Here is a 20,144-nt window from a genome sequence, read left to right on the forward strand (position 1 = left end):
TGTTAAGTGCCGCAGTGCCGTCATAAGGAGTGCCGTTTTCTTGCCGGATTGCGATCATAAATTTGGGGGAGTTTATGATCTGAGTGCGGCCGAAGGTGCCGTCCAGCGCCGTCTCCCTTTTGCTTAAACCTTTCTGAACCGAGTTGCGCCGTCGGGAAGTGCCGTTAAAAAATCCTCGACGCCGACTTTTTCTTCAGGCAGCAACACGCTCCATGCCTCATTCTCGATTTCGTTTTGTTCGCGACGACCAGCAACTCAAGGAACGGCTTTTTCACTCAAGCAGCAGCGCTGTCCACGCTGCGGCTGCCAGGAAACATTAAACCGGCACAGTCTTCTCCACGGCAACGATCCTGCCAAAACCAACGGTCAATCGCCCCGTGGCCAGCGCGTTTTTTGTTCCAACCGCGGCCAGCGTGGGGGCTGCGGGCGCACCTTTGGCATTTTCCTGGCCGATGTTTTGCCGCGTCACACGTTCACTGCGGTGTGGTTGTGGAAGCTGCTCTGCCGGTTGCTGGCCGACGCTTCGGTCAAGGCGGCGGCTGAAAAAGCGCGGCTGCCGTTTGCCTTGGAAACGGTTTATCGTCTGCGGCGCGGTTTGAAGCGCGGTCTGGACCTGCTGCGAACGCAGCTTTGTCGCGAACAAAAACCACCCGTCAGCCCGCACGCCGATCCGCTCCTTCAAACGGTGAAACATCTCCAGGCCGTCTTTCCACACGGCCGGTGTCCGCCGGCTGAGTTTCAACTGCATTTTCAGCATCCGTTTTTGGGATAAGCCACGGCTGTAGGCGGCTGACTTTTGCCGCCTTACGGCCGTCGTATTTTTTGCGCGGCAAATGGCGCGCCGGCGACAACGCGATAATACCATCCCGCCCTCCGGCGTCCGGCCAGTAGCGTCGCCGCCGTGAATCAAAAACCACTCCGTCGCCGGCCAAAGGCCGGAACGGGCAACCTAAAAACTAAAACTCATGCGAAATCCCACCGTTTATCTGAAAATGCGCGTGCTCGGGGCCATTGACATGGCCGAGGGTAAAACCATCCGCGACCGGATCAAGGCCGTCAGTAAGATGACCTTCACCGACGAGGAGGGCCAGCCGCGCCAGTTTACCTGGAGCACCATCTCCACCTGGTTGTGCCGCTATCAAAAACACGGCGTCACCGTCATGGAAAACAAGCCCCGCTCCGACAAGGGCAAACTCCGCAAGGTCTCGCCGGAAGACATTTTGGAAGCCCTCCGCACGGTACGACCCAAACTTCACGGCAAAACGCCCACGCGCGCCTTGCTCTACCGGCTGTGCATTGAAGCGGGACTGTTGACCCGATCGCAAGTCGCGCCCAACACCTTCAGCCGGCTGGTCCAGCAATTTGAAATGCTCAAGCCGGATCAGGACTGTGCCAATAAACAGCGGCTGGCCTTTGCCAAGGCGCACGCCAACGAAATGTGGCAGGCCGACACGCTCTACGGGCCTTATGTCCAACTCAACGGCGCGCCGGTTCAAACCCGATTGATCGCTTTTTTGGATGATGCCTCGCGCGTCTGTTGTCACGGCCAGTTCTTCCCGGCCGAAAATGTGGACACGCTCATGGAATCACTTCGCGCCGCCTTCTACAAACGCGGGGTGCCGCGCGCGTTGTATGTGGACAATGGCTCCATTTACTCTTCCAAAGAGATCCTCCAAATCTGCGCCCGGGTCGGCTGCCTCTTGCATCACACCCCGGTGCGCGATGGCGCGGCCAAAGGAAAAATCGAACGGTTTTTCAGAACCGTGCGCGACCAGTTCCTGGCCCGCGATTTGGATTTGAGTTCCCTCGATTCTCTCAACCGCCAGTTCACCCACTGGGTCGAGGAGCATTACAACGCGCAAATTCATTCGGTCCTGGGCATCTCGCCGCTGGACCGTTTTGCGCTGGATCGCAAGTGGGTTCGCTTTCTCCCGCCCAACGAAGCCAACGACGAACTGTTCTTCGTCGAGGAAGAACGCCACGTCCGTGCCGACAACACCTTCGCGTTCAAATCGCTGCGCTTTGAAGCCCCGCGCCATCTGCCCGATCGTACCGTCCACATTCGCTTCCAGCGTTCACGCCCTACCGAACGGGTCATCGTCTATTACAAAGGCGAACGCATGGGCGAGGCCCGCCTGCTCGACGCCGTGGCCAACGACAGAAAACCGCTTCCACCTCAACTCCCAACTGCCAACTCCTAACTTCTTCTTTTTATGATCCGCTCCCACTTCGGCCTCCAACGCAATCCCTTCGACCCGGAAGCCCTCACGCTGCTGGCCCACCAGCAGGAAATCTTCGACATCCTCCGCGTCCATGCGCAGCAGGGCGGCCTGTGTCTGGTGCTCGGCGAACCGGGCACCGGCAAAAGCGTGTTGAAACAATCACTGCTGACGCACGATCCAAAACGCATGATTACACCCGTCGTCAACCGCACGCTCCACACCTACCACAACACCTTGCGCATCCTCTGCGAAGCCTTCCAGATCGAGTTCCAGGGGCGTGACCATCACTGCGAACGCCTGCTGGTCCAACAAGCCTTCAGCGTTCACCGCGCTGGCAAGATGTTGGTGCCCATCATTGATGACGCCCATCTCATGCCCGCCGACTGTCTGCGCAAACTCCGCTTGCTCTGCGAAGACTTTCCCCGTTCCCACAACTTGATCCTGATCGGACAACCCCCGTTGCTTCAATCCCTGTCCCTGTCCATCAACGAGGAAATCCGCTCCCGCATCACCTACTCGGCGTTGCTGCCCCGGCTGGCTCCTGAAACGGTCGAACAGTTCGTTTTGGACCAACTCGACCGCGCCGGTTTGGGCCACAACACCTTTACCCCCGAAGCGCTCGCGCTCATCGTCCGCTCCGGGGAAGGACTGCTGCGCCGCAGCCGCAACCTGTGCCTCGGCTCGCTCATCGAAGCCGTCCGCGATCAGACCCGCATCGTGGACCTCAAACAAGTCAACCGCGTCCTCATCCAACCCCACTGGAGAAATGACTGTGACCAGCCACTCACTTAAAAACGCCCGGTGGTCGCACGAACAAATCCGCGCCGCAAGAATCGCCCCCTTGCCTCCGCTGCTACAAAAACGCGGACTCCAACTCCTCGCCCGCCAGGCCGACAACTTTATTTTGCCCGCCTTTCCCGGTCTGATCATCAAAGACTCCTACTGGCGCTGGCCCGAGCGCAATCTCGCCGGCAACGCCATTGACTTCCATGTCCAAGTCCTCGGCCTGTCCTTCCACGACGCCATGCGCCAGATCACCGGCTCATAAAACCACCGCGGGCGTCATCGGCTTATGACGCCAGTTCGGTCCAAACCGGGCCAAAGTGAAAAATCCACCCCTTATGATGCCAGTTCGGCAAAGCCCCGGCGCGCAGTTGAACAATGAAAAAAACCACCAGCCACGTCACAACGCTATGATCGTAACGCGGTAATTAGGCCACAAATGTGGATGCCAGTCCGGCAAACCTCCTCAAATCGCTATGACCCCAGTTCGGCAAAAAATATGACGCCAATTAAATCGGTAACACCTTGGCTTCGCTTTTGCGTTGCAGACTACACTGATTGTTCAATCCGCCATGCTTTCGAGAATCATCAAAGCGTTCGGAACTGAATGCGGCTTGGAAGCAAAAAATGGAGGCCAGCCGGACGCCAGCCCCCATTAACCCATGAACCCTCGTAACCCGTTTTACTGTCTTAACCGATAGAACGCACTACCACTGCCAGCCGTGAACGTCACCGAGTTGTTAACGACCCCTCCGACCGGCGTCCAGAGACCACTCGCCACATCGCCCCTGGTTTCCAATGTAAAACCAGTGACTGACAACGGCCACGAGATCGTGACCTGGTTTCCAGAATGGGTGATGCTCAAGACAGGAGGTGCCACTGCCCCGACCCGGTCGTTGTCATTGATATGGGTGACATAGCCTGAGGTCCCGTTGGGAAGTCCATAGGCTGTTTGACTATCGAAGGTGGTAAGGTCCACCAAGTATCCGCTCACGGCGATGTTGCCGTTAGCGTTGACCGCGACGCCGTAACCCGTGTCGCCAGGACTCCCCAAAGCCTCCTTGGCCCACACCACGTTGCCGTCCTTGTCGGTCTTGAGCACAAACACATCCCGGCCCGTGGTCGCATGACTGGTGGTGGTCCCAAACAAATCCGTCGGGTTGCCGCTAACGTACCCGGCCGCATAGCCGTTGCCCGCCGCATCCGTCGTGGACCAGAACGGTGCCTCATCTGCCGCGCCACCATAGGCCTTATACCAAACTGCGTTGCCCGCCGAATCCAATTTGAGCCGGAACACATCGCCCGCGCCCGCGCTGGAGATCGTGAAGGCGCCCACCGTGGAACTGCCGGTCAATCGCCCCGACACGTACACATTGCCCGCCGCATCGTGACTCACGACACATTCTCGCGGAGATTGGGTCGGAATGATCACCACCCACAGGCAGTTGCCCACACTGTCATACTTGGCCACAAAGTCATCCGTCAGGTCCGGCGTGGTCACATGGTTGGTGCCAAAGTCCGCGCCGGCGCCAGAGTCCATGACAGTGCCGCTGATGTAAACATTGCCCGCATTGTCTGCCGTGACACCCATGCCTCGTTCACCAGGAAACCCGCTGCCGTCAACTCCCCCAGCCTGCTTCACCCAAATCACATTGCCCGCGCTGTCATACTTGGCCACAAAAATGTCCTGACCACCGTAACTGGTCAGCACGTTCGTCCCAAATGTCGCGGTACTCCTGAAGCCGCCCGTGATATACACGTTGCCCGAAGCATCCACGTCCACCGCCGAGCCCGAATCCAGCAGCGCTCCTCCGCCCTGTCTCACCCATTGCAAATTGCCCAAAGTGTCGTACTTGATTAAGAAGATGTCCGCCCCGTCCGAAGTACCGCCAAAGGCATCATTCACCGTTGGATTCTGACTGCTATACACCGTGGCAGTGCCGTCAAAAGTCACATTGGTGCCGTTGAAAGAACCGATCACGTAACAGTTGCCCGAAGCATCCACCGCGACACTGTTGCCCGAATCGTTGTTCTCCCCGCCGCCCCGGTGGAACCAAAGCAGGTTGCCCACGTTGTCATACTTGGCCACATACATCTCGTTGTCCCACGTGTTCCCTACGCTGGAGCCCTGACTGTAAAGCGTGTTGGGGAAACCAGGCGTATTGGTACCAGGCGCATTGGTGCCGAAGGTCACGCTGGGACCAAAGAAATTGCCCGCCACATAACTGTTGCCCGCCGCGTCAATCGCAACGGCATTGCCATGCTGCTGCACTTGCACAGGCGCATTCGTCGCAGGCAGCGCCGTTGTAGCCCACACAAAGGGAGGAGCGGCGGCCAGGGCGCCAGCCGAGATGAGCACATTCAGTCCACCCAGCACTACCGCCATTGCTAACATTCGGATCGAGGAGCGGCCGGGTTTGTTTTGGGTTGAGTTGTAGGATGGGGAGTTATTCATAACTTTGATCGGTTGTTGTTCAATAAACAGTACGTTCGCTTTCGCATTTGCCTTGCCTGTATTTAAGCACAACCCTACAGAAGTTGAAAATCTGCACTACCTTTTTTCGGTGAAATTCATACGGTTTTTTGTCCTGTTCAAGACGGGCTAAACCAAAACTGCCAGATCGACTTTTCACACGCATCGATTTGAAACTCAAATCCTGAAAGGACATCTAGCGGGAACGCAACCGAGCGCTTTGCGGAATCAGTCAATAAGTTTTTGAGCATTTACTTGTCGATCATTTCTGTGGCTGCAAGGATGTTGGGGTGGGCAGGAAAAAGGCAGCGGACAAAGTCGCCACTGATCGGCACTGAGCGTTTCCTGCGCGGTCAATGATTCACGTAATTTTTTTCTAGCCAGTTTCTTTTCAATTCAACGGTGTGACTTTGAGCTGTCGAAACGCCACGGGGCCGTGGTCGCCTTGCAGATAAATCGGACCGGTGCGATGCTCGGGTGCGTTTCGGCTTACGTTGGTGCCGTGCGCAATTTCAACGTTTTCCTGCACGACCCGTCCATTGAGAGTCACCTTCACAAACCTGGCGTTGGCGGTTTTCTTTCCAGACTTGTCGAAACGCGGCGCGCGGAAATCAATGACGAGCTTCTGCCACTCACCGGGCTTCTTGCAAGCGTTCACCATGGGAGCGTTCTCGCTATACACGGCCCCGCAATCCTCCTTGTCCATGTTTGTTTTGCCGTAGCTGTCGAAGATTTGGATTTCGTAAATGTTCATCATCTTCACGCCGGAATTGGAATGCTTTGCCACCATGAACTCAACTTCCAACAGGCAATCGCCAAAAGTGGCTTCCGACGACAGGTTCACTCCTTTCTCGAGCGCGACGAGTTCGTCGCCGGGGCCGTCCACTTTCAATCTCGTCTCGTCGCCCGAATTCAGCGCTGCTTTGCCGTATTCCCATTGGACGGCTCCGCCGCCGACTGTCTTCCAACCGGACAGGTCCTTTCCATTGAAGAGAGAAATCGCTTGGGAGTTTTCGGCCACCACGTTTTTCGAGGCAACTATTAAAAATACCAGAGCTGCGACGACACTGACCTGAGTGTGAAATTTCATTTTAATGAAAATGGCGGGACATGCCTCACGCGTCAACGCTGAAAACGCGAGCAGGCGCAACGCCTGGAACCCAGGCAAATGATGAGAATTAAAGGCTGAACTAGTTCTTTCAAGGTTTTGCCGAGTTCACCGTTCGATTACCACGACGGTAGCAATGTCCAAACGTGGGATGGTTGTTTCCACGACGGCTCCCGTTCCGTCGTGGCGCATCGTGAATGGCAACGCGCCAGTGGTTGCGCCCGCATCGGCTGTCAGGGCGCGCATAGATTTAACGCGAGCAAACGGGACGCGACAGGTCAAATGGGCATGCAGGGCCGGGGTGACTTTGTCTTCAAACGAAGAGAGCCGCTGCACGTTGAGGTTGAGCAGGTGAACGATGGTGCGCTTTCCCTGATCGCGGACGATCACGCGGAGGGTCGCGGGGCCGTGCAGCACGACGGAGGGTTGGCCGATAGCCTGTTGAAGCTCTTTGAGCCAATCCGCTTGATCAGCAGGGATGGCGCGCCCGCCCTGTCGCTGAAATTTTTGAATCACCGCCTGTTCTTTGGAATTAAACACCGAAAGTTTTTCCACTGCGACAACCCGCACGCCTTTGAGTTCTGCGCTCGTGAAATTGGCTTCACTCAACACCTCATACTGCACGTTTGCGCGCGTGAGCGTGGCGGCCAGTTGAGATACCGCGCAGTTGTTGGTTTCCGTCCAACGCCGGAAAGGCAGGAATAACACCGCATCGCGACGGCCATGCGTGTCGTTCAAAAGTCGTTCTTGAGCGCGAAGTAAATCTGCCTGGGGATGGATGGCGGCGATCATGCGCGAGCGTTGGGTTTCCGGCCAAGTCGGCCAGGACAGGTAAAAAGCATTGTTCGCCGCCGCTTCAGCCATCGCCAACCGCACGAGATTAGGCGCCGTGGTGTAGTCCCCGGAGGCAAGCGTAGTCGCCACCACCGGCTTGCCATGGCTAACCGCATGAAGTTGTTTGTAGGTCGGGGTATATTCGATGGTCTGGCCGTTGGTGAGGATGCGCGGTTGCCCCGATTCCACGAACCCGACTTGGGCCGTCTGGCCGGTGGCGAGAACGCGCGGCTGACTGGTCATGTCTTCAATTACAACAAAATCCTCTACCTGGCTGAGGTCATAAATGTTGATGCCGGAACTGCGGCATTGTGAATAAAACGCGTCGGCAGAATTGAGGCTATTGTTGCAGGTGACAAGGGCGTGACGATTAATCGTGCGGGCGTAGGTCCGCATTTCCGACAGAAAATCACCGGCGATGGTGGCACGGAATCGCAGGAAGTCATTGGTTCGCTGCAACGCCAATTGCCGAAACGCTGCGGGCGAGTTCGTCGAAAGTTCCAGGTTGAGGTTCGAGAGTAAACCTTCACCCTGGAGAAAGCGGGCGAACTTTTCCATGCAGTGTGAACAATAGCAACCCTGCAAATGCACAATCGGATTGTCGAAAAATATTCCATCGAGGCCGATTCCCAATGACTGGCGCACCATGAACTTTTCATAGCTACGCCAGTCGGGATTGTTCATGCAGGCCGGCTGATAATCGCCGCCGTACCACGAAGGGAGGGGTTGGCCGTTGCGATCCTGCTGTCGCCATTGAGCCGCGGGGGTGTGGAATTGGGAACGTAATTCGGGCGGCCAATTTTGATCGAACGTTTCCAGTTTAACGATCGACGTAGCGCACAGATAACCGAGCGCCAGGCGGATGCCGAGAGACTTGGCGTGACGCACATATGCCGCGCGGTTCTGGCGCCGCCGCGCGAACAGTTCAGGAGTTGGTAATCCGGAATAACCGTCACTGCCGAAACCGCCAACATAGAGGATCGTGGCGCCAATGGCGGCAGCCGCCTCGGCCTGATCGCCCACGCCGGAACTATCGAACGCATGACCGGCCATGCCCACGCGCACTTCCGACGGCATTTCAGCCCAGGCCGGGAACGTCAACAGCAAAGCGCTGCCGACAGATAAGGAAAAGATTTTTCGCATGTTTTATCAGTTTTCAGGAGGCTTCACAACCGGAAGACAGAAGGCGAAGTCTTCTCAGTTTTGAAACAACGACGCACCTTTTGTTACGAGTTTATAGGACACTCGCTGAAAACGAAGCTTTGGGCACAAGGCAGGCCGTGATCGCCTCCGCGACGGGTTACGGGAAGGCGTTGGTGGCTCAATCTTCAAGATACCAAAACGAGTGCACGACGTTCCACGACTTATCAACCTGCCAAAGCTTCTTGAAGGGCACGCGCTCGACATGCCCATCCAGCAGCGTGACATTGGCGCCGTTGTTGTGGACCGTGGGCCGGGCGTTATTGAAAGCGATATTGTCTTCACCACCGCCACCGCTGTCCGGCACCTTGTCGTGATCGGCATCGCGCGTAAAATGAAAGCCGGGATCCACGGGATCGTAAATGTAATGATCGAAGGCATCCATGAACATCATGGCATCGTCGGGTTTCTTGATGCGGGAAGCTTTCAGCGGCTGAATGTCCGCGCCGCCGTAGTAGAAGGGCCCACTCAGCGGATTTCCAGGATTGCCCATGTTGGCGCCGATCCAACTATTCCAATTTCCCCACGCTGTGGAGAACGGCGGCGTTCCCCTGCTGCCACCGGGGCACTTGCGTAGTTCGTTGGTGTAGGCATCGGTCGTGTTGAACAGTTGTCCCGCCTGCACCTGTTTGGCCACGTAAGGCGCAAGTTTCTGAAACCAAAACGGCGTCTTAAAATCGTAAACGTCAGCCATGAACGGAATGTTGTCGTCGTAGTCGCCCAGATACATGACCGTCGCGACGCCCCATTGTTTCATGTTGGAAGCGCACTTGATCGCCTGGGCCTTGGCCTTGGCTTTCGCCAAGGCGGGCAACAATAATCCCGCCAGGATCGCGATGATCGCGATGACCACCAACAGCTCGATCAAGGTGAAGCCACTCGTTTTCGCGTAGGATGTTGACGCCGCAAGTTTGCTCATAAGAAGACCGGGTTTGTAACAATTCAAACGTACCAACTGCTTCCCGGATCCGTCTTGCTAAAAACGCCACAAAGCTGCCGTTTTTTCGCAAGCCTCACAGCATTGACGTTAAACTGATAGTCGAAACGCGGAGTGTATTTGTTCATAGCTTCTCTGCCTTGCTTCACCAGCGCCTTCGGGAAAAGAGTCAAACATTCAGTATGTTCTCAGACTGATTTTTTCTGGAAACGCCGTTTTCTGTACTCGCTGGGAGAAACACTTAAGTAGTTGAATGATCGTCACGATCAATTCTTCGACCGTTGCTCCTTGTACAGCCCATAATAGTACAGAATGTCCTGCATCTCCCAATAACGGATCAGGCTGAAGGCGCGGCCTTTGTGCCGTTCGTCCAGGATGCTCTCCTGCATCATCTGCCCACCCTTCTCCAGGAACGCCTTATCGCCCGTCAACTCATACCCCCAAAACAGGGGCATGATGTCCTGCATGGCGTAGCCGACCAGATAGACTTGCTGGAGTGGGTCGCCGTTCAGGATGAGCCCCGGTTCAGTGGGGGACATCCAGCTATACGCCATATTGTAGGCAATGTTCGCGCACGCGCGGCCGACGCGCTCATCGCCCGTGGCTCTCCAATAGTGCATGAGTCCCGCCGAAAGGATGGCGTTCATGCCGGGGATTCCACCGCGATACTGCCATGTGGCGGGCGTCTCGCTGAAAAAACTGCGGCGCGGCTTCAGGGTCTCAAGTGCAAACTCCGCCAGTCGCTTGCTGGCCTGCAAATACTTTTCATCGTATGTGTTCTCGTAGGCGATGGTCGAACTTCGCAAGGGCCAGCCGACACCCCTGCCCGAGCCCCCTCCCACACCCATTTTCGTCGCGTGAAGCCAATCCGCGATGCCGATCGCCGCCTCCCGTGCATCCGGGTCGCCCGTCAGGTAGTGCAGGATGTACAGCCCCGCAAGTGGCGCATTGAGCGCGTAAGGTTCATAGCCCGTGTGATACGCCGCAATGCCATAGCTGGCTCCGATATACGCTGGATCCGAGTGGTAGTGGCAGATGTCGATGTCCATGAAGTGCCGTTGATAGGCTTCGGCGTAGTCGAAGCAGGCGCGTCGCCCCGCCAGCAGGGCGAGGATGTAGGCGCCGTAGTCCCTCTCCTGGTACATATTCATCCAGGTGCCGCGGTACGCGTCGTAGATGGAGTCGGAGTAGCTATCTGGCCAATTGCGCAGCCCGTTGGGGACGGTACAGACGAGGGGTGGGGTATATCGCTCGACCATCCACTTGTGGAGTTCGGGAAATGTCTCGGGCGTCAACGCGGCTCCCCGACCAAAGGCCTGATGCTCGGCATACCATTGGGGGGAGATGAGAATAGGCGGCGACTCGAACGTTTGGAAGGTTGCCTGAATTTGCGGTTGATTGGCGGTGCCCTTGTGGAAGTAGAGGAGAAGTTCATGCCGTTTGGCTTCGCCTCGGGTCATGACATACTGCTCATACTCAACGGTGCGAGTAAAGAGATCAAAGACCACCTGCCCGCCTTCGCCTGCCGACATCCGCTTGGGATATTGCTGGGCGAAATGCCGGACCTGCCCGGAAATGCCGTGTGCCGGTGTCTGCAAGGTGATCGGGCCTTGCCAGTGCACGCCATTGGTTCTTTGAGCATCGTTGCCCTCGAAGATTTCGTAAGCGTCATGCCGACGCTGTCGGACGAGCAGTCTCCCCGTTTCCGCCGAGGCCGTTGCCAACTTTTGATCGCCCAGGGCCGCTTCGCCATCCACGAGTGGCGTTCGCAGACGCAACAGGAACTCCTCAACGAGTTGGGCAGGAACATCGACCTCGTTGAAGATGCGGAAGAATATTCGCACGTAGGGCTTGCCTCGGTAGGCATGGATGCGGCAGGTGAAACGACCAAAGACCTTATTCCCATCCTTCAAACGTCCCGCACAGCGGATGGTTACGCGTTCAGGGCCAGCCGTCTCAACCGCGATTTCTTCGTTGACCGCGAGAAAACGGGTATGCACCCAGCCATCCCGCGCCACAACCTCACCGGTCATTTCTTTTCCCAGTGGTGCTTCCTCTCCGGCTAACGTGACGTTCTCTACCAACCGACGGGAGCCTTTATTTACCATGAAGCGCAGCCCTCCGGTGTCCACCGTGATGGCCCCCTCCGTTTGGTGGACTGTCAGTCCGGCTTCTGCCGGCGTGGGGGAGATCTGGGTGCCGTAAGTGATCGTGCAGGTTTGGTTGGCAGATTTTCCCGAGGCCAAAAAATCCAGGAGGAGCCAGTGGATGCTGCCATCGGGCCACTTGTGTTGCACCGTCGTTTGCAGGGGTACGGGATTGCCGATGAAATCAGTGAGCCTGACGTGCTCTTTGTGAAAAAGCTCCCCCTGACCGAACGGGATGCCCCAAGTGACCGGATACCCGTCCTCCGGCAGACCGTTTGGGCAGTCGAGCGTGAGGTGACCTTCAGCCATCGTGACCGGTTCAGCGGCTTTCAAGCTGATTGGGTAGAGTTGAACGTCTCGCCGGGAAGGATTGCCCTCCCACGGCACAGGCGCCCCAGCGCTCAACGCGACATCTCCCCAAAAAACCCGCGTATAGAGCTTCTTCTCCGCATTCGGATCGCCGAGCCCTTCCCAACTCAAGACGCCCAGGTGAAACTCGTCGCCCGGCAGTTTGGTCGCCGACCCAACCTTATCGAGTACCCGCAAGGTCAGCGTGAACGTCCCCCCGGGCGCAACGCGCTGGCTCACATCCGCGCTAAAATAACCAAAGTCTTCGGAATCGCCGATGTCTTGTTCCCAAACCACCCGGCCGTCAATCAACACTTGTTTGAAACGATGACCGACGAAGTTGTGGCAGGTGGCAAAGTTGAATGTCCACTTTGGGCTAACCTCCTTCCACCCCTCGGACACGTACGTGTCGTTGGCGTAGAGGCTTAAGAAGATCGGCCCCTGCCAGTCCGCCGGGACCGTGACCTTCGCGCTCAGAGACGCAAAATCTCCATCCTGCGAGATGTCCCAGGGATGATAGATCTGCCGGAGCGCCCGCGGGTGCTCGACCAGCAGATATTTGCCCTTCGACGAGAAGGTCCATTTGACCTGGTCAAAGCCCAGACTCAAGACATTCTTGGGAGAATCTACTGCTCCTCCTTCATGCGCGAAGCAGAGTGTCAGCAAAAAAACTACTGATAGGAATTTGCTTTTTGACGCCGCGCAGTTCATTTACAAGAGGGTTTCGTACGGCCTTGCGATGAAAAGACAGGCACTGGTGGCTCAATCTTCCAGATACCAGAACGAGTGGACGACATTCCACGACTTATCGACTTGCCAAAGTTTCTTGAAGGGAACGTACTCCACATGTCCATCCAGCAGCGTGACATTATCGCCGTTGCTGTGAACCGTGGGCCGCGCATCATTATACGCAAAACCGGGGTCCGCGCCACTGGAGTCTGCCACCCTGTCGCGATCCATATCGGCCGAGAAACGATAGGATGGATCTACTGGTGAATAAACATACCAAGTTACGGAGTCCATGAAAATCATGGCATCCACAGGCTTTTTGATGCGTGTGGCTTTCAGCGGCGGAACGGAGGGTCCGTAGTAGAACGGGCCGGTAAGGGTGTCCTGCCATCGTCCGCCATAGATGGCGGCGATCCAGGAATTCCAACTGCCAGAGTGGACGGTGGCATGCGGAACGCGCCCCTTCGAGCCGCCCGGGCATTTGCGCAACTCGCTTTCATAGACGTCCGTAAATGAAAAAGGGATGCGTGAGCCGATTTGCGAGTCCCTAGCTATGTACGGCGCGAGATCCTGGAACAAGGACGACCCTTCGCCAGAGATTAACTCGCCATAATCGTAAGCCAAGTATGGCAGAGTGTCGTTATTGTCGGCCACGTACATGATCGTGGCAAGTGCCCACTGTTTCATATTCGAGGCGCACTGCACCCTTTTTGCCTTGGCCTTGGCTTTCGACAAGGCGGGCAACAATAATCCCGCCAGGATGGCGATGATCGCGATGACCACCAGCAACTCGATCAAGGTAAAGCCACCCGCTTTCGAAAAGGATTTTGACTTCATACGCTTATTCATAAGGTGTGCCCGAGATTCAAATAAAAACTTTAATCTACCCACCTCTTCCAAGTTCCGTCTTGCTAAAAACGCCGCAAACCTGCCGTTTTTTCACGAGCCTCACAGCATTGACTTTAAACTGACAGTTGAAACGTGGAGTGCATTTGCTCATAGCTTCTGTTCCTTGCCTCACCAGTTCCTTCCGGAAAAGAGTCAAACCTTCGGCATGTTATCAGACTGATTTTTTCTGGAGGCGCTCTTTTCTGTACTCGCTGGGAGAAACACCCATGAAAGAGCGAAAGATCGCGTTGAAGTGGCTGACGCTTTCGAAGCCCGTGGCAAAGGCCGCTTCGGTGATATTGGTGCGGGATTCGCTCAGTAGCGCGATGGCCCGGTGGATGCGATAGCCCTGCAAGTATTTCACCCAGGAAACACCCAGTGCGTTCTGGAACAAGATTTTCATCCGTGACTCACTCATTCCCGCCGCGCGCGCCATGTCTTGCGCATAGATCGGTTTAGTGTAGTTTTCGCCCACATACTGGAGGCTTTTACTGATGCGACGCCAGTCCACCTCCAATGACGCGTCGTTGACCTTTCGTCCAATGCGCTCCTCCCAGCGCAACAATTCCACCAATTGTTCCACCAAGATGGTGCGCAATCTCATTTCCCGACCAAACCAATTGTTTTCAAACTCCGCGACAGCTTCCTTGAAAAGCTGAGTCAGCTTGCGTCGAAGCACGGGCGGAGTCCGCACCAGGCGGTCTTTGAGGGATTGCTGCGCTGCAAATCGATGAAGGATTGCCGGACCAGCGCTTTGTGGCCCCAAATCGATCATTACGCTCGGCAGGAAGTAAATCGCGACGAACGTGGCCGGATATTTTGTTATTCGGACCCAGTGTGGAACGCCTGGTCCAACGATGAACAAGTCACCGGCGATGCGCTCCGTTTGTTCGCGTTCAACGAAGGCAATGGTTCTCCCTTCTAAAAGAATGCTAAACTCAAAATAGGGATGCCACTCCGGATATGGTAAGGCCGGCCCTGAAAGATTCCTTCCGTGGCGCACCCAAACAGGAAACAACTCGCTCAATGGCTGGCGCGACTCTTTCACTTCGGACAACCAGGAAAGCTCAGGTAAATTGGTGGATTGGGATTTAACCTTCCTCATACGTTTTATGACTGGGAGAATTCAATTCGAAACAAACAGCAGTCGTCGCCCCGACACCTCTTGGTCCGTTCAAGGCCAACAGGACGACCGCTGTGGTGCGCCAAGCGGGGACGGTCAAGGTTTTTCTTTTCGTTTTCGATGCGGTACTTATTTAACAGTTTACATCGGGCTTTTAAGGAGGGAAAGATTAAAATTGCCTAAGCGCAGGAGGTTAAAGCGTCTCCCCTGCGTATCCAGGATCTGGGAAGAATTTGTTTTTTGACTGTTTGCATTTAAAGCGCAAATGAAGCGCACGCGGTAGCCGCACTGCGTGCCGACTGGCACTCCGCGACCGCAGCGGGTTTGCTGGTGAGGCAGGCACTCGTTGTTGTTCGGGCGGGCGAAAATGCCGAGCTCACAAAAACCCTGTCCAAGCAAGTCCAGGCGGGACCTGGTGACGGACTGCGCGATCGGATGCAATCCGGCGCCGATTGGTTCACCATCAAGTTTCGATCACGGCAGCGTCGCCTCGAACAGCTTGTACGCGGCTTGTCGCATCTCCAACGGGAAGTCATGAGTGCAATCCGGGTGTTCCACGCGCAGCCGTTCGGGATGACCGTATAGTTTATAGATCTGGCTGGCGGCGGCGGCGATACGGTCAACACTGGCCGCTTGAAAATTGTGGTCCTTCAGCGGAGCGATGATCAGCACATGCCGCGGAGCCAAAGCGCCGATCAGTTCGTAAAAATCGTACGGAATTGTTTCCAGTTTGCCGCGATAGCCGGCCAAGCGGGGCATGTACAATGTCTGCGTCCAGCCTTTGCCTGGCATCCACACCTTCTCGTCGCCGCTCATGTAATCGAGGTACGAATCGAGACCGCAACTGGAGACCACTGCCTGAATCCGATCATCGAACACGCTGGTATAGACCGCGTTGTGTCCCCCCAGCGAATGGCCGATGGCTCCGAAGCTTCCTTTCTTGACGTACGGCAGCGATTCCAACAGGTCGAGACCGCGGATGTTGTCCCAGACCGCCTTCAACGTGCCGCTCTCCCAGCCCAAGGCTTTGAGGTCCGGCTGATATTTCGCCAAAAGCGGATAGCTGGGTGCGAGCGTGACAAATCCCCGCTCGGCCAGTTCGGCGGCGTACGGTCGGTGCGGAGGATTTCCCAGCCCGACGACTCTGCCGTTACCGACGATGTTGTCTGATCCCTGCAGGCAGACGATGGCAGCGACTGGCTTGGCGTCCGCCTTGAGCAATGGTTTGGGAACCAACAGGTACGCCGGCACACGGGAACCGGGTTCCGAGGCGTAAGTGATCAGGCGACGCACGTACGTTCCGCAATCGACATCTTCCTGCACCTTCATCTCGATCGAACAGCGCTTTTCTGGGCCTGGCAGCTGACCCATGACTGTCTGCATCCCGGCCTTGATCTCGGCCCGGCGCTTCTGCCAATCGGCTGAAGTCCTCACCGGGAGCGACTCGTTCTTGTCACCGCGATAGACCAGGAGATCGTCCCGCGGCAACCGCGGCGTCGGTATCTTGTTGCCCGTGATCGAGGGCTCGCCGGCGAACAGCGGCACCCACATTGCGCCGCTCGGAATTGCCAGAGTGCCGAGCGTCAGAAGAAATCGAAGCATGGAAAATCCGCAATTGGAGAGTGATTGAAAGGAATTTGTTTTTTTAACGCTGAGCGGTTTCGCGAAGAATTGCTTTTCGTCCGCGGGCATGCGATCAGCCTTAACCTGGCCTTTTCCGATGTCAATCGTCAACTCCTGGCAGGGATTTGTTTTTTGGTCCGACATTTTGTCCGCTGCGCAGGAATAATTTCACAACTACTTAGAAAACCGCAAGGGTTTGGTCGGAAAAAGGTAGTCGCGATTACGCCCGGGATTACCCTCTGTACCACACGTGCAAGATCCGGTTGCCGGCTTTATGCTTTTGCGAGGTGCTTGTGCCATCAATACGCGGGCTTGACTCTCGCTTGGTTCGCCGGCAGACATCCGCTTTCTGTGATGTGATCGAGCAACGCTAAGCAGTATCATGCATTACAACCGACGTGAGTTCATCCAAACCGGCCTGCTCGCGGCCGCGGCCTCCTCGCTTCCCTCCCCGCCGCACAAGGAAAAGCCCATGCCCCGCTACAACTTCTCCTGGGACCGGCGTGCCCATGTCCGGCTGTCGAGCCGCCAACTGCCGCGCGCGCAGTCCTGCTTCTTTGACATGCCCCCATGGACGCCGCCCAGCTCCAACCACGAGGGGCCGGTCTCGTACTACGATCCGGAGCGTTTACGCCGTGCACGAATACGCCTCGCTGGGCTGGATCGGAAAGCTTACTTTCGCAACCTCCTCGACCATGTCCTGAAGGACACGCGCACTGACAAGGAGCGCGTCATGGCAATTTGCAGATTTGTGGGCAGCGCGATCTACTTCAACCCCGTCCAGCAGCCGGTCGAGCCGCCATCAAACAACGGCGGTCCTGGCGGGGATCACGCGGTCAACGGCTGCATGGATCCGGTTGAATTGCTGGAACTGCACGACGGGCGTTGCGGTCAGCTCGTTGCCGTGACACTGGCGCTTTTTGGAGCGGCCGGAATTGAGGGACGCAATGTCCAACTCGACCACCATGTTTCGTGCGAGGCGAAGTACGACGGCGGTTGGCATTTGGCCGACGCACTGATGTTCGGCGCGAACCAACCGCACCGCAACGGGGTCGTCCTCTCCGGGAAAGAGATTCGCGCCGAACCTTACTTCCTCGACTCCTTTCCTGTTTCTAATCTCGTCGGCACATTGGAGGAGTACTTCACCGCCGACGGGTTCCGTTGCCTGGGCTACGCCGTGGGCGAGTGGGGTTCAAGCCTCATGCCCTACAGCTCCTGGTATTGGGGCGCGCCGCTAGATAACCCGCCGACCCTGCCCTACCCGCTCGTGACGCAGCGAATGGGCGGTCAGCGCGTGCGTTTGAACTGGGCGCCTTCCTTCAAGGCCGGATCAGGGGAGATCGATTATCGTATCACTATTTTTGCCGACCGTGACTGCAAGCGGATGCTTCACCAAGCCGTCACGAAGATCAACCATCTCGAATGGGAGGTCCCGCAGCAGAACACGATGTACTACTTCGAGGCTCAAGCGATGGATGACCACCGCCGATTCAATCCAGATACATGGTATCCGGCCGTACGCAACAATTTCCTGCTCGTGCCTCGGGAGCAGTACGGCTGGTACGGAGTGGTTTAGCAATCACAGGTAATAGTCTAATAGTCTTTATGTCTTGCACCATGCGTCAGATCATCCAAACGGGCGTGCTCGCCGCGACATTGCCTTTCCTTCCCGGCGCCTTTGCCGAGCCTCGCGAGCAATGGATGCGTGAAGGCATCGTGACGGCGTCCGACATGCGAGGCCTGACCTTCATTCTGCGACGCGGCGGCGACTTCGCGGATATTCCTGACAAATGGCATGCTCAGCGCAACGAAGAAACTGTGCGGAGGCTCAAGGAACTGGGTGTCAACCTGATCATCGTCAACCTTCAAAATGGTTTCGGCCTCAAAGCCGAGGGGAAAGATATCGAAGCTACGCGGGCCTTTACCGTGCTAGCTCACCGCCACGGTCTAAAGGTGGCCGGTTATGTCGGTGCCAGCCTGATGTACGAGACGTTCTTCAAGGAGGAGCCCGCGGCCCGTGAGTGGCGGCAAGTGGACGAGTTTGGGCGGCCTATCTACTACACTGCCGAGCAGACCTATCGCTACATGGCCTGCCGCAACAATCCCAGCTATATGGCTTTCGTCAAGAAAGTGATCCGTCTGGGTATCAAGGAACTGGGCATGGATGTGCTGCATTTCGATCAGGTAATGTGGTGGCCCGAGCCTCAGTCGTGCCGCTGCTCCCATTGCCGGCAACAGTTCCGCGAATTCCTTGCCCGACGTTATAGTGACCCGGCTCGCGCGCGGCTGCGGTTCGGCTTCGCGGGGTTCGAAGAAGTGATCCCGCCGCCGTATAACCTGCCGGCGGGACCCCCGGTGATGATCGCCGAACTGAAAAATCCGCTGATGCAGGAGTGGAGCCTGTTCCGCTCGGCCAGTCTGGCCCAGCGCTGGGGCGAGCTCGACCGCTATATCCACCAGCTCAATCCACACGCGGCGATAATCGGCAATCCCATGATGTATCAGGAAGGCAACGTCGGCTTTCTCTTTGGTGTGGATCTGGGGCAGTTGGCGGAACACGGTGATGGGTTGTGGACCGAAGAGCCGAACTTGCCCCAGTGGACGGCCGACAACCGTCTGATTTCACGGATTCGAAGCTATAAAGCCGCTCGCGCCATGGGCCAACCCTTGTTTGTATGGCAGAACCTGACTGGCAACGAAGATTATCAAAAGTCGCCGCAGGTGCTCCGCCTGGCCGAGGCACTGGCTTTTAACGACGCCAACCTCGGCGTAGTGGCTGGGGAGGACGCGGGCGGCAACGAGCCATCCGAGGAACTGCGGCGATATATCCACTTTTTCTGGTCGCACCTCGCCGATCTGCGCCACACCACCCCCGTGACCGACGTCGGTGTGCTTCGCACCTTCGCGTCAACTCAATTCAATCCTTCGCACAGCCTCTTCAGTACCGTGCTGTTTGAGCAAACCCTGATTCAGTCCCGGGTTCCTTTCGGCCTCGTCTTCGAGCAGCGACTGCGCGACGTGAGCCATTACAAGGCGCTGGTGTTGGCCGATCAGGACGCGCTGAGTGACGAGCAAGTTGCGCAAATTCGCCGGTTCGTCGCCCAGGGCGGTGGGCTGGTGGCGACCGAAGACACCTCGCGGTTGACGGACTGGCGGACCCGCCGTAACGGTTCAGCCCTCGCGGACCTCTACGGCAGCAATCGGGTGGTTTATCTGCCACGCATTGAGGCGGCCGCGCCTGCGCCTGCCGCGCAAATGAGCTATTACATTCCCAATGCGCTCTGGAAACTGCCGCACAATGCCGATGCACTGCTGGCCGCGGTGAAGCAGGCGGCGGGGGGGAAACTTTCCGTAGAGATGGAGGCGCCAGCTTGGGTAGTCGCGGAATTGGCCGACCAGCCAGCCACCGGCACGAGGCTGCTGCACCTCATTAATTTCAAGTACCAGGAGCCCCTGCGGGATCTCCCTGTCAAGGTGCGCCTGCCGCAGGGGGCGCGCTTTCGAGAAGCCGTGGTGGAGACACCCGATGGCCCAACTCAAAAACTGCGCGTTTCCGTCGAGGGAGACACGGTGTCGTTTCGGGTGCCGGAGCTCAAGGTTTACGACCTCGTATTGCTGAGAACGGAGCGATAAAAGGGGAAGCCATTTGGGAACGAGCGGAAAAGAAGCACAATCCCACCGAAAAATGGTAGTCAGCATTTTCATACTCGCTAAGCTATCGACTTTCGA

The 20,144-nt window shown here is 56.8% G+C and carries 14 protein-coding genes; 5 read left to right on the forward strand and 9 right to left on the reverse strand.

Going from position 1 to position 20,144, the window contains the following annotated elements; genetic code table 11:
• Window positions 1-316: 316 nt before the first annotated feature.
• Window positions 317-748, reverse strand: coding sequence for a hypothetical protein (locus tag HY298_17420; GenBank protein MBI3852041.1), 432 nt, complete (start codon window positions 746-748; stop codon window positions 317-319).
• 217 nt (window positions 749-965) lie between these two features.
• Between HY298_17420 and HY298_17425 the strand changes: the two genes are divergently transcribed.
• Genes HY298_17425 through HY298_17435 form a run of 3 tightly spaced genes read left to right on the forward strand, consistent with a single transcriptional unit; the run spans window position 966 to window position 3,270 of the window.
• Window positions 966-2,201, forward strand: coding sequence for a transposase family protein (locus HY298_17425; GenBank protein ID MBI3852042.1), 1,236 nt, complete (start codon window positions 966-968; stop codon window positions 2,199-2,201).
• Between the two features lie 12 nt (window positions 2,202-2,213).
• Window positions 2,214-3,014: an AAA family ATPase gene (locus HY298_17430; GenBank protein MBI3852043.1), complete on the forward strand. Its 801-nt coding sequence runs from the start codon at window positions 2,214-2,216 to the stop codon at window positions 3,012-3,014.
• Window positions 2,989-3,270, forward strand: a complete 282-nt coding sequence (locus HY298_17435; GenBank protein ID MBI3852044.1) for a hypothetical protein — start codon at window positions 2,989-2,991, stop codon at window positions 3,268-3,270. Before HY298_17430 ends, HY298_17435 begins: the two co-directional genes overlap by 26 nt.
• Before the next feature lie 417 nt (window positions 3,271-3,687).
• Here HY298_17435 and HY298_17440 read toward each other — a convergent pair whose 3' ends face one another.
• The 8 genes from HY298_17440 to HY298_17475 all read right to left on the reverse strand — a co-directional run bounded on the left by HY298_17440 (window position 3,688) and on the right by HY298_17475 (window position 16,394).
• Complete coding sequence (locus tag HY298_17440; GenBank protein ID MBI3852045.1) at window positions 3,688-5,460, reverse strand: hypothetical protein; 1,773 nt, start codon at window positions 5,458-5,460, stop codon at window positions 3,688-3,690.
• 409 nt (window positions 5,461-5,869) lie between these two features.
• Window positions 5,870-6,568, reverse strand: coding sequence for a DUF1080 domain-containing protein (locus tag HY298_17445; GenBank protein ID MBI3852046.1), 699 nt, complete (start codon window positions 6,566-6,568; stop codon window positions 5,870-5,872).
• 126 nt (window positions 6,569-6,694) lie between these two features.
• Window positions 6,695-8,563 carry a hypothetical protein gene (locus HY298_17450; GenBank protein ID MBI3852047.1) on the reverse strand — a complete coding sequence of 623 codons (1,869 nt, stop codon included), beginning with the start codon at window positions 8,561-8,563 and terminating at the stop codon, window positions 6,695-6,697.
• A 178-nt stretch (window positions 8,564-8,741) separates the two neighbouring features.
• Window positions 8,742-9,539, reverse strand: a complete 798-nt coding sequence (locus tag HY298_17455) for a type II secretion system protein (protein ID MBI3852048.1) — start codon at window positions 9,537-9,539, stop codon at window positions 8,742-8,744.
• A 284-nt stretch (window positions 9,540-9,823) separates the two neighbouring features.
• Window positions 9,824-12,661: a hypothetical protein gene (locus tag HY298_17460; protein MBI3852049.1), complete on the reverse strand. Its 2,838-nt coding sequence runs from the start codon at window positions 12,659-12,661 to the stop codon at window positions 9,824-9,826.
• Window positions 12,662-12,814: 153 nt separating this feature from the next.
• Window positions 12,815-13,630 (reverse strand): type II secretion system protein, encoded by an 816-nt coding sequence (locus HY298_17465; GenBank protein ID MBI3852050.1) that lies wholly within the window; start codon window positions 13,628-13,630, stop codon window positions 12,815-12,817.
• Between the two features lie 211 nt (window positions 13,631-13,841).
• On the reverse strand, window positions 13,842-14,774 hold the full coding sequence (locus HY298_17470; GenBank protein MBI3852051.1) for an AraC family transcriptional regulator: 933 nt from the start codon (window positions 14,772-14,774) through the stop codon (window positions 13,842-13,844).
• Between the two features lie 492 nt (window positions 14,775-15,266).
• Window positions 15,267-16,394, reverse strand: a complete 1,128-nt coding sequence (locus HY298_17475; protein ID MBI3852052.1) for a prolyl oligopeptidase family serine peptidase — start codon at window positions 16,392-16,394, stop codon at window positions 15,267-15,269.
• Between the two features lie 403 nt (window positions 16,395-16,797).
• Here HY298_17475 and HY298_17480 point away from each other — a divergent pair, with 403 nt between their 5' ends.
• The gene (locus HY298_17480) at window positions 16,798-17,991 is read left to right on the forward strand and encodes a hypothetical protein (GenBank protein ID MBI3852053.1); all 1,194 of its coding nucleotides are present in this window, start codon (window positions 16,798-16,800) and stop codon (window positions 17,989-17,991) included.
• A 41-nt stretch (window positions 17,992-18,032) separates the two neighbouring features.
• Window positions 18,033-20,048: a beta-galactosidase gene (locus HY298_17485; protein ID MBI3852054.1), complete on the forward strand. Its 2,016-nt coding sequence runs from the start codon at window positions 18,033-18,035 to the stop codon at window positions 20,046-20,048.
• Window positions 20,049-20,144 lie beyond the last annotated feature (96 nt).

This window comes from Verrucomicrobiota bacterium, assembly GCA_016200005.1.
In the GTDB taxonomy this organism is placed as follows: domain Bacteria; phylum Verrucomicrobiota; class Verrucomicrobiia; order Limisphaerales; family PALSA-1396; genus PALSA-1396.